Origin of the sequence: Sphaerospermopsis sp. LEGE 08334 (assembly GCF_015207205.1) — a bacterium.
In the GTDB taxonomy this organism is placed as follows: domain Bacteria; phylum Cyanobacteriota; class Cyanobacteriia; order Cyanobacteriales; family Nostocaceae; genus Sphaerospermopsis.
Genome location: NZ_JADEXH010000001.1, coordinates 128,748 through 144,001, shown reverse-complemented (window position 1 = coordinate 144,001; position 15,254 = coordinate 128,748). Strand labels below are relative to the sequence as shown.

The following is a 15,254-nucleotide window of genomic DNA, read 5'->3' as shown; positions in this document are numbered from 1 at the left end:
CAACTTTTCCCAACTGAAATTTTCCCATCTGGAGAAAAGATCGCAGACATTAACTGCTATATAAAACCTAGACAAAACTAGACTTTACTTTCTACTTCAACGGGAGCATGGGAGCAGTTATCCCTCGGTAGACTTTCACGCTTTAGCCAAACGCGATAAATTAATTGCAGCATTCAGATCCCTATCCATCTCAAAACTACAGTTCTCGCAGTGATAAATTCTTTCAGATAAAGAAAGACTATCTTTTCTATGTCCACAGTGAGAACAGGTTTTACTTGATGGATAAAATCTATCAGCAATTATAATTTCACAGCCAAACTTTTTAGCTTTATATTCTAGCTGACGCTTAAACTCATGAAACCCACAATCAGCTATTGCTTGGGCTAATTTATGGTTTGATAACATCCCTGAAACATTCAAATCTTCTACTACTATCTTGGCGTGGTTTTTGCATAAGTAAGTAGTAAGTTTATGAAGAGTATCTTTTCTCAGGTTTGCTATTCTTGCATGATGTCTAGCCAGTTTAATTTTAGCTTTATGCTTATTGTTTGAACCTTTAGCTTTTCTACAATAGACTTTGGATAATCTTTGTAGTTTAGCTAGATTCTGTTTATAGTGTTTAGGATTAGGAAATATAACACCAGTGCTTAGTGTAGCTAGTTCCTTGACTCCTAAATCAACACCAACAACAGCATGGTTTTTGATGGTTGGTTGACATTCTTGTTCATAAGAAAAGGCTATATACCAACTATCAGCAGTCCTGGAAATAATAATACTTTTACAGGTGGTGTGAGGTAATCCTTCATAAGTTTTTACCCATCCAATTGTTGGTAGTTTTATTGATGTACCACCTACAGGAATTGGTTTACCACCATTATCAATTGTAAAACTATCATTTTTCCCTTTCTTTTTGAAGTTGGGATATTGAGACTGTCCTTGAAAAAATCTCTGGAAAGCCTCACCTAAACTATCAAAAGCGTATTGAGTGATTTTCTGACAAATACCTTTTTCTTTAATCCATGCCAATTCAGGTTTTACATGGTTATTAAAGAATTTTTTGAGGATATATTTGTTTGGCTTTAATCCATCTTTATACAAATCCTGCCAAGTAGCTAAACCCCAATTATAGGTAAACCTTGCTATACCAGCGTGTTTAGCCATTAATATTTCCTGGGTTTTGTTTAACTTGAGTTTTGTTTTGATAGATAAAAGCATTGCTCGACCTCAACACTGTATTTCTTTGCTGTCTAAAACTGACATATCTTGTACAGGTTTGTCAATTTGAGTCTACAGGTTTTAATCCCTGGATAATCAGTAAATCATCTTCAGTATAAAAACGATGCCCCGACAATGTTCTTTTGGCTGGAAGTCTTCCTTCAACATCCCATCTTTGCAAGGTCTTGACTGAAACTCCGATTTTTTTAGCAAATTCATGAGGTTTAAACATAAAGTCACTCATAGGTTTGTTTATGAGTGTACAGGTTTGTCTATTAAATTGTCAACTTAGGACAAGCTCAAATTCACCATAACATAGGGTCATCCGCCAGTTGACCTACAGGGGATGAACTAGTGGACATCATGCTGTACTTTTTCCGCATAATGTCCCATAAAGGTGCTTGACGATTCCTGCTCTCCCCTTTTATTAGTAGGAATCGCCAACCTTCCTTAAATTAGTCTAATGCCGCAGAACCGCCACTTTGCCAAGATTTAACGATACCGATAACGTCGCCATAACGACCAGCACCTTGGGCTGCATTAATCGCACGAGCAGTAGCAGCTTCAACTGTTTGAGCAGTATAAACTGCTGTAGCGGCGTTAATACTAGCTGATGTAATCGCTAACTGGCTGGCATCAGTACCGATAGAGGCATAATTAACAGTGACTGTAGCCGCACCAGTTGCCTGAATATCATTTTGGGGAAATACGACTTCCGCAGCAAAGCTGTTAGTGACATTGTTACTTAAAACACTGGTGACAGCAGCAGATACTCTAGACTGGGACTCAGCACCGACGAATTGAGCTTTAGCTGGTTCAGCAGCGATAAATGAACCTGCAACTGCGCCACCTGCTAACAGAGATGCAATAGCAGCAGCTTTAGATGTCTTGTTAGATTTTGCACTCATGATTTTTACACTCCTGGTTTTTTTTACTCCAGGACTTACGCAAAAGGGAACGAAAGTAGGGGTAATTCATGAATTACCCCTACGCAAGAATAAGGTTTTCAGACACATCTTGCGTAAGTCCTATACTCAAATCTATGAATCTATGAACTACCAAAACTTTGCATTATTCTTTATTTAAGAATTGCTTTTTTTTGGACTTGTGAAATTCAGACTCTTATTCATTTTCTAACAGGATGAAACAAAGACCTATTTAGTCATAGATCCTGATTACAGCACCTTGCATCTACATAAAGCAAAATGCTTGATACTGTACGGTATTGATGTTAAAGACTTTGGGGTATTCAGCAAGGATTTACTTTTAATACATTACACGGTTATTTTCAGCTTTGTCAACAAGAAAATACTGAAATTTGAAAATTTTTTTGATGTAAATTCACTTAAAAAAAATATAGCATCTCTTAATAATACCGATCAAAGGTATAATCTAATTTTCAGTTTTTTTTTATCAATTAACTAAGGTTACAATAGTTTAAATAGCTTACAAAAGTAGGTTTTTGAGGCTTTGAGGAAATGGTTTTAACGAGGATTTATTAAGTAATTGCTCATACGCTTGTGTACTTACGTACTATTATTTTTATACTTTATTGATTCCCCTAAAAAAATCTGCATTACATCACTATAATAATTTGGACAATAAATTGGTATAGTGAAATCAACCACTGTTCTTAGCGGTTGTTGCAAAAGTTTTGGATAATGATTTTAGAGACTCGCAGATCCCCCCTAATTCTACTCATAGGGGTATGTTTTTAATATTATCTGTGAAGGCAGGATCTGGAAAACCAGGAGGTATTGTAGACAATAAAGATTTTATAGAAAAAATGATCTGTTGAGCGTCAGTTTTTGTTACTAATCGTACATTATTTTTACGGTTTTCCTTCCTTCTCCACTGTCCTTCCTTGTCCCCCAATTCTTACCTTCACGACAATGTTTTTACTTAGTAAAATACCTACCCTTGTGAGCCTTAATCAGGGGAGAAATAGAGTCAAAGTCCCCCTTTTTAAGGGAGATATAGGGGGATCTGAAGATATTTGATACACCATGAGATACTTTTCAAACATCCTCTTTGGCAGATTCTTCCAATAATCCTGATATTGTTATTTTTCGTGGTGCGGGCATACTTCGACTTACTTCGACTTACTTCGACTTACTTCGACTTCGCTCAGTACAAGTCCTGCCCGCAAGAGTTATACAAATTAAATGCAGAATAGCCTATGAAGAAACAATATCCTTTCTGGAATGCTGGAATTTTCTTAAATTTGTCCTTAGTGTCCTTAGTGTCCTTAGTTGCGATCTTACCAATCAAAGCTAAAGCTATTGCTACTGAGGAGGAAAAGGTTAATTACCTTCTGAATGTGAATAGTAATGAACAGAAACGTGACATTGTAATACCAGCAGACAATTTACTCGCACAGGCGATTAATAATCAAAATCAAGCACAATTCAATCCAATTGAGCCAAATGTGCCTGTAATTCCTAAGGAAATACCCTCTGTACCTATTCCAGAGGAGACACCTAATAATCAAAATCAAGCACAATTCAATCCAATTGAGCCAAATGTGCCTGTAGTTCCTAAGGACATACCCTCTGTACCTATTCCAGAGGAGACACCGGAAAAGAAACCAGAACAAAAACCAGAACAAAAACCAGAAGATGAATCACAATTAACACCAGCAGAAAATAAAAAAATATTGAGAACCTTGATGCGTAACTTGTTAGATAACAGTGCATCAAGATATCCATTTCTGGTAAATACAAGTGATAAACTAATTATTGATCCTCGAAATTTTCAACATTTAAAATTTGATTTTTATTCTCAATTCAGTTTTGACTTAGATAAATTTACAGCAGGTAATCGTTTCCAGGAAGGAGAATTTAATGATCTTACTATTAAATCAGCGAATATTTCTTATTATCCCGATGATAAACAATTGTATTGGGTATTGGATGGCAACCGAGTAGTGATTGAAACTGAAGGACAACATTTTAATGTTGGTTATCAAGGTCGTTCTAATCAACAAAAAATTAGACAACTTGGAAAAGTATCTACAGTGTTTTCGGGAATGCAATCAGTATTTGGACTTCCTATTACTCTTCAAGATTTAGTTGGAAATATCAATTTAGATGATGTGAATATTACTAGCGGTGCTGGGGAAATTGTCTTACCTCCGGGAGCTAGTTTAGCTGATAATGCCAGTTTTACTTTTAAAATAACCCGATCTGATGGTAGTTTTATTCAAAAATTTATTCCCATAAATGATACCCGCAAAGCAAGCACAAATGCACTTGAGGGAGGAGGTTCTTTATTTAGTAATTTAGATGCTACCAATGCACTCAGATTTTTACAATTTTTTCCCACTGTCAATTTACAACCTTTATTAAATAATGGTGTGAAATTGGAAGTTGGCAGTATTATACCTCGTGAAAATTTGGAAGCTGCGGGATTTACTTTAGGTGATTTTTTTACTAAACAAGGATTTTCTTTTAACGCTCCCATTAGTTCTTCTCCAGGAATTAAAACTTTACAACTTAATCAAAGTGATAACAATGATATTGTTGCAGTTCTCACCAATCCTTTTTTAACTAGGGAACAAAGAGATTTTCATTATCTTAATTCTTTGATGTGGTATAACTTGGGTCAACAAAATCCTGAAATTGCCACTTTAAATATCACAGAACCTCAAAATCTAAATTGGTATAGATATACTTTAAGTTGGTCACATAACCGGACATTACTACACTATGATCCAGAAAAAATTAAATTAAATTATTTAAATGTTTTTGCTAATCCTGGCTTATCTATAACTACAAACCAATGGAAAAATACTGATCTTAATCAAACTAAAAACGCTAGTTTGGGTTTAATATTCGGTAGCATATTTAATGTGATTAATCCCGGTAATTTGAATGAAACTATTAGTGAAGCTAAACAAAAGTATAATAATTTGCAACCGTTAGCTACTTTAAATACGAAAGCTACATCTCAACAACGTAGACAGATGAACCAACGGTTAAATGATACTCTTAATTATGGGAATACTAATAGCAATCTTTCCCAAGTTTCAGGAAGTTATACTTTTGCTAGTAATATTACTCCAGACAGTTCATTATTATTGCAATTGAGAACAGGTATTTATAAAAGAAGTGTGCAGTTTCTGGAACAAACAATAGAACCTTGGACTCCTGAAACTCCTGTAGTCATAGATTTTGTCCGTCCTATTAATTTGGGTCCAATACTTTATACTGGAGTTAATATCCCCACAGATTTAACTCAAATTAATGCACTGGAAACCTTTGAAGTTACTTTCATTCGTGGTGAAACTTCCGATGGACAAGTTTTATTTGATCAGTCTTATGTATTTAATAATGTAGCTAATCTGTTTACTGCTGTTCCTTTCTTGGGTCCGGGAAGAATTTATGATTCATATTTTGGACGGATACAACTGAGTACGTTTCGACAAAGAGATATCCAATCATCTTCTTATGCTGGAAATCTTTTTTTACCAGCAGTTGAACTAACAGCATCTGGAAGTATTAATAATTTTAGTTATTCCCTAGCTACGGGATTATGGTTTAATTTATTTCCCGATTCTGCACCGATGATTGATAATAATTTAGGTAAATTAATTCCTAATATTACAGAGGAAAGTTCTATAGGAGGAATGTTGAAATTTGCAGCTAAGGTAGATTTTACGAATATATTTTATGATGAAAAGAAGCAATGGCACACGATTATAGCTAATTCACCCTTTTTTTCATTAAATTATAACACTAATCATAATAGTTTAAATTTATCTGGTATTTCTTTAGGGAATGTATTTCAGTTTGTCAAACCAGATTTTAATATCACTTTTTATCCAGTGTTGAGTTATACACCACAAATGCTCAATCCTAATGTTAAATCTGGTAACTTTGGCAATATTGGTACTTTTATTCTACTCAACTTTTCTCATAAAGTAGGGTTTAATGTTAATAGTTCTATTTCTTTTGGTAATCCATCTTATTACCAAATTGAAGCTACTTATAATATGATTAAAGATCAAGAAATAGGAACTTTTACAATCGGTCCTTACTATACAAATTATTCTCTGGCTACTGTGAGAGGATTTGAAAGTCAAGCAGAAGATCCTCACTATGGAATGATATTTCGCTATCAAAGTCCTAATGCTGGTTTAGTGATCAATTCTCGTTTAGCTAATAGTGAATATGGTTTTAGAGGACAATTGAATATGGAATTTAATTTCTAGAAGGATATTAAGGAGATCGAGGAGTCAGGAGAATGGCTTCGCCACGCTATGCCTTCGGCACGCTACGCGAACGCGAACGAGGAGTCAGGAGTTCAAGGATATCAAGAAGTTTTTTGTATTTTGAAACGAGGTAAAAACCAACAAAGTGCAAGGTTTTCCTACTCATAACCTGAAACCCGTTCTAGGGACAATTTGTGAATTATCCCTACATCTTTTTCGGAGAGGTCTATTGATGGAAAAATTAATCAAATCAACCAAAAATTAGTCTAAAACTGGTACAGGGAAGGAAAGATTAACAGTATTGATCAGAGAACCAAAAGAAGGAATTTCAGTTTTGGTGACATTAAAATTGACATCTCCAGGAGCAACAATCTTTGTAGATGGTAAAACTACGTTAATAGTGGATACTGTTGTAGTTGCAGTGGGAATATTTATGGTTGTACTACCTGTTCCTGTTTGGATGTTAGGGGAATTACTTCCTTCCTTAATAACAGAAACAAAGCTAGGGCGTGTATTATCTGCTGCACCATTGATCGGAATAACTGATGGTATTGTGATTTGAGTGGCTTGCGGAACTGGTACAGTAGGTGTAGATGGAGTTACATTGGGAATTGTGACAGTTGGTTTTGAGATGTTAGGTTTTGGGATGTTAGGTTTTGGGATGTTAGGTTTTGGAATGTTAATTGATGGTTTAACAACAGAGATATTTGGTGCTGTTATGGTAGGAATATTGATCGTGGGGATAGATTGAGCTTGGGCGGTTTCAGATATGAAAGCTGTGAGTATGAAAGTTAAGATTAAGCCCTTCACTTCAAGATGAGCAATAGGTTTGATTTTGATTGTCTTGATTTTGATTGTCATTGATTTTCATCCTTTATTTCCAGATATTGATTTATTCTCATATCGATTACCAATTACCAATTACCAATTACCAATTACCAATTACCAATTACCAATTACCAATTACCAATTACTAATTACCAATTACCAATTACCAATTACCAATTACCAATTACCAATTACCAATTACCAATTACCAATTACCAATTACCAATTACCAATTACCAATTACCAATTACCAATTACTAATTACCAACCTAAACTGATATGATAAGTATTCAAACGAACATGATATAAAACCTCAACTCTCATAGGAGTTAGTTAAGTTTCAATTATGAAAGCACCTTTACCTGATAACGAAACACAGAGAATAGAAGCACTTTTAGAGTATAAGGTTTTAGACACTCCACCTGAAGAGGCTTTTGATGATATCACTCGTCTAGCTTCGTATATTTGTGGAACTCCCATATCCTTAGTGAGTTTAATTGATCAAAATCGCCAATGGTTTAAATCTAAAGTTGGGTTGCAAGCATCAGAAACACACCGTGATATTGCATTTTGCGCTCATGCTATTCTGCAAAAGGATGTGTTTATTATTCCTGATGCAAGCCATGATCAAAGATTTGCTAATAACCCTCTAGTCGTGGATGATCCGAAAATTCGTTTTTATGCAGGTGTACCTTTAATCAATGCTCAGGGACATGGACTAGGAACTCTGCTATATAAAACCTAGACAAAGCTAGACTTTACTTTCTACTTCAACGGGAGCATGGGAGCGGTTATCCCTCTGTAGACCTTCACGCTGTAGCCCAACGCGATTGTGTTCCAATTAAGTTTCTGAAAAAGACTACCACCATCATTGCTTGGTTTTCGCGTCGGCAATAGTCTCAATTCAATACTTGATATCACCGTATTATATATCAAGTAGTTGATTTTTTCCGGAAAATATATTGATTTTTGTCAATATAAGTATAGTTTTGTCTATGAAATTGTCAACTTAGGACAAGCTCTGTGTGATTGATAGCATACCACGAAATCTCACGGATCAACAAGTAGAAGCACTGAGAATTTTAGGCCGTCAAGTCATCCAACAACTAGAATTGCGGCGCAATTTAGCTAGTTTGGTACTTGCCGGACGGGAAAGTAAACAATCCAATCAAATACGCATCAAATTTTTTAAAAGAGTTACAGCCGGATTTGCATTGGCAGCAGCAATTTTAGTGGTAATTGCTGGGGTTTATTATCAAAATACAAAATTATTTATTGAAAATAGTAATCAAATTACAAAAATCCAAGAGCGAATCAATAGAAAGGAAAAATTGCTATCTTTAATCAAGGATGCTGAAATTGAAGAAAGCTTATCTCATTTAGCAAAAATCAAAACAGCAATACCATCCTATGATTTCCCAACAATTTGTAAGGAAGCTCATCAACTCAAAGGTTCTAGTGCCAATATTGGAGCTAAAACCATGCAGATAGCCGCAGAAAAAATAGAAGAACTCAGTCGCCAGCAAGAATGTAGAGGTACAACTAAATTAATTCAAGAAATAGAAGAATTTATCCACCAGATTCAAGCTTTTTTAACTAGGGTTTGCTGAAAAAATCCTTTAGTCAGGAGTCAGGAGTTATTTATTTTGGATTTTGGATTTTGGATTGTTTTTGTTAACTCCAATCTAAAATCTAAAATCTAAAATCTAAAATTTTCTTCCCCAGTCCTCACGAAAAGACTTTTCCCGCAAACTCTAAGTTGTATATTCGGCGTTAATTTTCACGTAGTCATAACTCAAATCACAACCCCAAGCTGTACCTGTTCCGTGGCCATGACCTACACTAACGGAAATTAATACTGCGTCTTCTTTGAGATAAGCACCTGCGGACGTTTGTTTCAAATAAGCATTAACAGCATCTTTATCAAAAGGTAAAGGTTGCCCATTTTCCATGAGTACAAAATCACCGATTTTAATTTTCAGGTTGTCTTGTTCAAAGGGTACTCCTGCACGGCCAGCAGCACCGGCGATCCTTCCCCAGTTGGGATCTCGTCCAAAGATTGCAGATTTAACTAAGGACGATCCAGCAATGGTTTTGGCTATTTGTCGCGCTGCGGTTTCGTCGTTTGCACCGGCGACTTGCACTTCTACCAAACAAGTTGCACCTTCTCCGTCACGGGCGATCGCCTTGGCTAAATGTTGGCACACTGCGGTTAACATTGCTTCTAATTTTTCCGCTTCTGGTCCGGGTTCAGTAATAGCAGGAGTACGAGATGCACCGTTAGCTAAGGCAATTAAACTATCATTGGTGCTGGTATCACCATCAACTGTAATAGAATTAAAACTTCTATCAGCAGCCCGTGTTAACATTTGTTGCCATAATGTAGATGACACCGCTGCATCACAGGTAACAAAAGCTAACATGGTGGCCATATTAGGATGAATCATCCCCGAACCTTTAGCAATACCACCGATTCGCACCGGTCGGTCATGTATAGTTGTTTCTAAAGCAATAGATTTTGTGACTAAATCTGTGGTTATAATAGCTCCGGCAGCAGCATCCGATCCAGTTTCGGAAAGTTCTGCAACTAGCTTGGGTATCCCATTTCGCAAAGCATCCATTTTAATTCTTTGACCTATTACCCCAGTGGAAGCGAGTAAAATTGATTCTGGGGAAATGTTCAACTCTTTCGCTAATAAGTCTGCACTTTCTAACGCATCTTTGACACCTTGACTTCCTGTAGCGGCGTTAGCTTGACCGGCATTACACAGTATAGCTCTAGTGGTATGCTTGCTTTGTAAACGTTGACGACAATAATCTACACAAGCGGCTTTCACATGACTTGTGGTAAATACACCAGCAGCGATCGCATCCACATCTGATAATATTAACGCTAAATCCGGCAATCCCGAAGGTTTCAAACCAGCTTTAATACCTGCTGCTTTATATCCCCTTGGTGCTGTCACACCACCTGTAATTTCTTTCCAGTCTGCCATAATTTTGGATTTTAGATTTTAGATTTTGGATTGATTAAACCAATAGATCCGACGGTTTGCTACCATCAATAAACTATCAGTCAGTATTTGAATTGATCTTTATTGTGAGTTTATCTGTAATCAGGTCTTACCAATCAAAAAATATCAGAAAACAAACCTACTTCCTCTCTCTGGGTTTATCTGCGTCTATCTGCGTTCCATTATGACTGCTTGTACCTCACTTGAATGGGAATTACTATAAATATTGAATACTAAACAGATTAAAACCAAAATTACACTAACATAAAACTAAAACATATCTGTAGAAGCAAGAAATTCACATTCTTTTCAGCACTGTCACCTGTCACCTGTCACCTGTCACCTAGAATCAAACTAAAAAAGAGAGCTTGTCCTAAGTTGACAATTTAATAGACAAAACTATACTTATATTGACAAAAATCAATATATTTTCCGGAAAAAATCAACTACTTGATATATAATACGGTGATATCAAGTATTGAATTGAGACTATTGCCGACGCGAAAACCAAGCAATGATGGTGGTAGTCTTTTTCAGAAACTTAATTGGAACACAATCGCGTTGGGCTACAGCGTGAAGGTCTACAGAGGGATAACCGCTCCCATGCTCCCGTTGAAGTAGAAAGTAAAGTCTAGCTTTGTCTAGGTTTTATATAGCAGCCATTAAATAGCTCTCCAAATCATCAGGGTGCATCTAATTATCACAGTATAACATTTTTACCGTGAGGGGTGAAACCCCTTTTTAAGATTTTTTTGAGGAAATTTAACAAATAGGGAATAGGGAACAGGGAACAGGGAACAGGGAAGAAATTTATTGTTATTATCCTGAACTCCTGAACTCCTGAACTCCTGAACTCCTGACTCCTGAACTCCTAATATACTAATTTCCGTTCAGTTTCTTTTCGACTAACTCGTTAGTCAGTTTAGGTTCAGCACGTTTGTTGGTCTTTTTCAGCACTTGTCCTACAAAGAAACCTTTAAGGTTGGTTTTTCCTCCCCGGTATTGTTCTACTTGTTGCGGATTTGCAGCAATGATTTCATCTATAATCTGTTCTAAAGCTGCCGGATCACTGATTAATTTTTGACCTGCAAAGGCTTTTTCTGGTTCTAGTCCGTTCAGCAAATCTACTAATTTTTCTTTTGCTTGAGCGTTGCTAATCTTACCATTTTCTATTCTGGTAATTACATCTGCAAGACTTTCCGGTTTCAGTTTAATTTCGGATATGGTGAGTTTTTGTTTGTTCAAATAAGCTGCTATATCTTGGGTGATCCAGTTTGCAGCAGCTTTGGGATTTGCACCAGCGTTTATAGCAATTTCAAAGTATCCAGCGACAGAACTATCTTCTGTTAAAACCCTGGTATCATAGGCAGAAAGACCCAACTCGTTTTCATAACGATGGCGTTTTTGTGCGGGTAATTCTGGTAATTCGCTTTTCCAAGTTTCTAACTGTGTATCAGAAACTTCAATAGGTGCTAAGTCAGGTTCAGGAAAATAACGATAATCGCTAGAACCTTCTTTAACCCGCATACTGCTAGTACGTTGTGAACCTTCTTCCCAAAGTCGGGTTTCTTGAATTATTTTTTCCCCTGCTTCAATAGCGGCTATTTGACGCTCAATTTCATAGTCTATCGCTTTTTGAATGGCACTAAAGGAGTTCATATTTTTAATTTCCACCTTTGTACCAAACTTTTCTTGTCCTACAGGACGGACGGAAATATTCACATCACAACGCAGGGACCCTTCTTGCATATTGCCATCACTGACACCAAGATAACGCATAATCCGGCGTAGTTCTTGGGCATATTCCGCAGCTTCTTGGCCTGTTCTCAGGTCTGGTTCAGAAACAATTTCCACCAAAGGGACACCAGCACGGTTATAGTCCACCAGAGAATAACTAGAACCTGCTAGGCGATCGCTTCCTGCGTGTACAAGTTTTCCTGCATCCTCTTCCATGTGCAGACGAGTAATACCAATGCGTTTACGGGTGGGGTTTCCCGCTTCGTCTACCATTTCTATTTCTAACCAACCATGTTCAGCTATGGGTAAGTCATATTGAGAAATTTGATAGTTTTTCGGTAAATCAGGATAAAAATACTGTTTACGGTCAAATTTACTATATTTAGCGATTTGACAATTTAACGCTAAACCTGCTTTGACTGCATATTCTAGAACTTTGGCATTAAGTACGGGTAAAACTCCTGGTAAACCCATACACACAGGGTCAATATTGGTATTAGGATCTGCACCAAAAGCGGTGGAACTGCTAGAGAAGATTTTGGTGTTTGTAGAAAGTTGACAATGGGTTTCTAAACCGATAATTGCTTCGTATTCTGTTTTTACTGGTGTAGCTGTGGTCATATTATCATGTTGATGATTTTGCTTTAGGGTACTATTTTAGCGTTGTCGGGAGTTGTGCTAAAGGATGAGATGAGGTTTAACTCAAATAAATATTGAGATATTCAGATATATTGATTCTTACTGTAAAATTTAGAGAGAATGGGAAAGAAAAAACCTGATCATAGGGGTAGAATACAGGCGCAAGGGGGTGGACTAGAAAAATCATGTTCTTGGGCGCAGGAAACTCCTCTGACAAAGACAGAAGCAATAGAATTAGTTGATAAACTAGAGAATAGCCTGACTAACTCCGAATTGGAAGTGCGACAGGAAGGATTTCAGCAAGCAAGAGAGTATATTAGTCGTGCTGAAAGGATTGGTGGTATAAATGCTCCCGTGAGCAAAACCTTTCCCAATCGTTCAAAAATTCGTTCTGATATCCGTGTGGATATTGAAGTGATTACTGGGAAAGCCTTTATAACTGACACAAACAATAAAGAGTAAAATGTATATGACAAATTCTTTAAAATTAACAACTTATGAATTATGGCAAAATGAAGATGGTAGCTATGATTTCTTTCCATCACATAATGAGAGCGCCCGTGTTTTACTAGATGATAATGCTCAATTGATAAAAAAATTTGAAGCCAATTCTTGGGAAGCAGCACGACAACAGCAATATGAATTTCTAGGATGGGGTAATTATCAACCTGCTTCTGATTTAGATGGAAAAGATTTTTTTATAACTGACTTACAAGTTAGAAAAACAAGATTTCTAGCTTACGGATTTTCTGTAAAAGAACACAGAAAAAGTCCGCAAAAAAGTAGGAGGCACAACAAAAATCGCAGTAGAAGACAGAATAAAGAAGGTATGCGACAGAGAGAAAAATTAGATTAAAATTCTAATTTTTAAATTACTATAGCAATCCTAAATGATTATAGAATCATTAGATCATAGTTACTATTGACGTAAATCGAACTAGATTAAGACTTTGAGTATCCTAACCTTACCAAATCATTTGTACTATTTGTTCATAACTCAAATCGGATTGCTATATCAAATAATATTTGCTTTTTCAGTGAACCTTGACCATAATAGTGATTGAGATGAGAAACAGAGATTGCAGTATGTAGGGAAAGTGGAGTTTCATTCATTTGCAGTTTACCACTATATTGATATTGGTTGGAAGGTAATCAGTCAGAATCCAAAATAAACAATGTAGGTAAGAATTAAGTGACTTCTGAGCCTAAATTCTTCCGTTTAAATGGGAGCATCCCAATTTTGAAAAAATAATCGCACCAAAACTAAAAAATCTCTTAAACTCTCTTACCTTTGTGTCCTTTGCGTCCTTTGCGGTTCAATCATATCAGGACTTTGGATCATTTTTACCGTTAGATCAAAATAAATTTACACATTTGGGATGCTCCCATTTAAATTATTTTGTTTTTGCAGTGCTATCTATTATGAAACAAGATGAGAATTTTGCGGGTATTGATGTGATTAATTTTCATAATCTTCTTCTTTTAAGGCGTAACCACGTTGAGTAAATGGATATCCATAACTAAATCCTCATCAATGTCAACATTATTTAACATCACTTTTTGATATAATGTAATATTAAGAATTATAAATATTATTGTGATTCTGGGCTAATTCCCAAGTGCAAAAATGTTTATAATTTGGACTCTTTAATTTTACACCCTGTATATCTACTGTATATCTAATCTGAAAATCCCTATGAAGACAGATATCAATTGGCTAAACTCACCAACCGTGGTTACAGAAAATACACCCAACTTTTTTGGTGAAATCGTCCAAGAAACCCTAGCTTTAACCCGTCGTCTATTTATTCAATTACAACGCCGTCCTTCTACTTTAGCAGCAGGGATTATTCAACCGGTGATGTGGTTGGTGTTGTTTGGTGCATTATTCCAAAATGCGCCCAAGGGTTTATTTGGTAGTACGACAAATTACGGACAATTTTTAGCGGCTGGTGTAATTGTCTTTACTGCTTTTGCTGGGGCTTTGAATGCCGGTTTACCTGTCATGTTTGACAGGGAATTTGGCTTTTTAAACCGTCTACTGGTAGCACCTTTAGCTTCTCGTTTCTCAATTGTGTTGGCTTCTGCTATCTTTATCATTAGCCAAAGTTTACTGCAAGCGGCTGTAATTGTCGGTGCAGCAGCATTTTTAGGTGCAGGTTTACCTGATGCAGCCGGGTTAGGGGCGATCGCTCTCATAGTATTTCTACTGGCTTTAGGTGTCACCGCTATTTCCCTGGGTTTAGCTTTTGCATTACCAGGACACATTGAATTGATAGCGGTAATTTTCGTTACTAACCTACCTTTATTATTTGCCAGCACAGCTTTAGCACCATTATCCTTTATGCCAGGATGGTTACAGGCGATCGCTACCCTCAACCCCCTCAGCTATGCTATTGAACCCATACGCTACTTATATCTAAACAGTAATTGGGGATTAAGTGATGTCGTCATGCACGCTTTCTGGGGTGATGTTACTTTTGGGGGAGCATTGTTAGTATTACTGGGATTTGCTGTAGTGGCTTTACTCAGCATTCAACCCCAACTACGCAAGACACTGGCTTAATATAGAAGCATGATTAAATTGGCAAAATGTGAGGGGAAATCTC

The 15,254-nt window shown here is 36.5% G+C and carries 12 protein-coding genes and 1 pseudogene; 7 read left to right on the top strand and 6 right to left on the bottom strand.

The annotated features are described in order from the left end of the window. Positions 1-135: 135 nt before the first annotated feature. The 3 genes from IQ237_RS00705 to IQ237_RS00695 all read right to left on the bottom strand — a co-directional run bounded on the left by IQ237_RS00705 (position 136) and on the right by IQ237_RS00695 (position 2,123). Positions 136-1,215 carry an RNA-guided endonuclease TnpB family protein gene (locus IQ237_RS00705; RefSeq protein ID WP_194051225.1) on the bottom strand — a complete coding sequence of 360 codons (1,080 nt, stop codon included), beginning with the start codon at positions 1,213-1,215 and terminating at the stop codon, positions 136-138. Positions 1,216-1,276: 61 nt separating this feature from the next. Further along, positions 1,277-1,459, bottom strand: coding sequence for a MerR family transcriptional regulator (locus IQ237_RS00700; RefSeq protein ID WP_375539891.1), 183 nt, complete (start codon positions 1,457-1,459; stop codon positions 1,277-1,279). 211 nt (positions 1,460-1,670) lie between these two features. Then, positions 1,671-2,123, bottom strand: coding sequence for a TEK-like protein (locus tag IQ237_RS00695; protein ID WP_194051223.1), 453 nt, complete (start codon positions 2,121-2,123; stop codon positions 1,671-1,673). A gap of 1,271 nt (positions 2,124-3,394) precedes the next feature. On the opposite strand from IQ237_RS00695, the gene IQ237_RS00690 reads away from it, so the two are divergent. Beyond that, on the top strand, positions 3,395-6,427 hold the full coding sequence (locus IQ237_RS00690) for a hypothetical protein (protein ID WP_194051221.1): 3,033 nt from the start codon (positions 3,395-3,397) through the stop codon (positions 6,425-6,427). Positions 6,428-6,688: 261 nt separating this feature from the next. Here IQ237_RS00690 and IQ237_RS00685 read toward each other — a convergent pair whose 3' ends face one another. Further along, positions 6,689-7,288 carry a hypothetical protein gene (locus IQ237_RS00685; RefSeq protein ID WP_194051219.1) on the bottom strand — a complete coding sequence of 200 codons (600 nt, stop codon included), beginning with the start codon at positions 7,286-7,288 and terminating at the stop codon, positions 6,689-6,691. A gap of 122 nt (positions 7,289-7,410) precedes the next feature. Here IQ237_RS00685 and IQ237_RS26965 point away from each other — a divergent pair, with 122 nt between their 5' ends. The 3 genes and pseudogenes from IQ237_RS26965 to IQ237_RS26825 all read left to right on the top strand — a co-directional run bounded on the left by IQ237_RS26965 (position 7,411) and on the right by IQ237_RS26825 (position 8,865). Continuing rightward, on the top strand, positions 7,411-7,533 hold the full coding sequence (locus IQ237_RS26965; RefSeq protein ID WP_375539892.1) for an alpha/beta hydrolase: 123 nt from the start codon (positions 7,411-7,413) through the stop codon (positions 7,531-7,533). 68 nt (positions 7,534-7,601) lie between these two features. Then, positions 7,602-7,985, top strand: a pseudogene (locus IQ237_RS00675) (GAF domain-containing protein); the annotation flags it as partial. 295 nt (positions 7,986-8,280) lie between these two features. Continuing rightward, positions 8,281-8,865, top strand: a complete 585-nt coding sequence (locus IQ237_RS26825; protein ID WP_194051215.1) for an Hpt domain-containing protein — start codon at positions 8,281-8,283, stop codon at positions 8,863-8,865. A gap of 144 nt (positions 8,866-9,009) precedes the next feature. Here IQ237_RS26825 and argJ read toward each other — a convergent pair whose 3' ends face one another. Both argJ and gatB read right to left on the bottom strand, forming a co-directional pair. Next, entirely contained in the window at positions 9,010-10,251 is a 1,242-nt protein-coding gene (gene argJ / locus IQ237_RS00665; protein WP_194051213.1) for a bifunctional ornithine acetyltransferase/N-acetylglutamate synthase, read from the bottom strand. A gap of 897 nt (positions 10,252-11,148) precedes the next feature. Then, positions 11,149-12,627 (bottom strand): Asp-tRNA(Asn)/Glu-tRNA(Gln) amidotransferase subunit GatB, encoded by a 1,479-nt coding sequence (gene gatB, locus IQ237_RS00660; RefSeq protein WP_194051211.1) that lies wholly within the window; start codon positions 12,625-12,627, stop codon positions 11,149-11,151. 138 nt (positions 12,628-12,765) lie between these two features. Here gatB and IQ237_RS00655 point away from each other — a divergent pair, with 138 nt between their 5' ends. The 3 genes from IQ237_RS00655 (at position 12,766) to IQ237_RS00645 (ending at position 15,211) form a co-directional block, all read left to right on the top strand. Continuing rightward, positions 12,766-13,107, top strand: a complete 342-nt coding sequence (locus IQ237_RS00655) for a hypothetical protein (protein ID WP_194051209.1) — start codon at positions 12,766-12,768, stop codon at positions 13,105-13,107. 7 nt (positions 13,108-13,114) lie between these two features. Then, positions 13,115-13,501 carry a hypothetical protein gene (locus tag IQ237_RS00650; protein ID WP_194051207.1) on the top strand — a complete coding sequence of 129 codons (387 nt, stop codon included), beginning with the start codon at positions 13,115-13,117 and terminating at the stop codon, positions 13,499-13,501. A gap of 840 nt (positions 13,502-14,341) precedes the next feature. After that, positions 14,342-15,211, top strand: a complete 870-nt coding sequence (locus tag IQ237_RS00645) for an ABC transporter permease (protein ID WP_194051205.1) — start codon at positions 14,342-14,344, stop codon at positions 15,209-15,211. Positions 15,212-15,254: the final 43 nt, after the last annotated feature.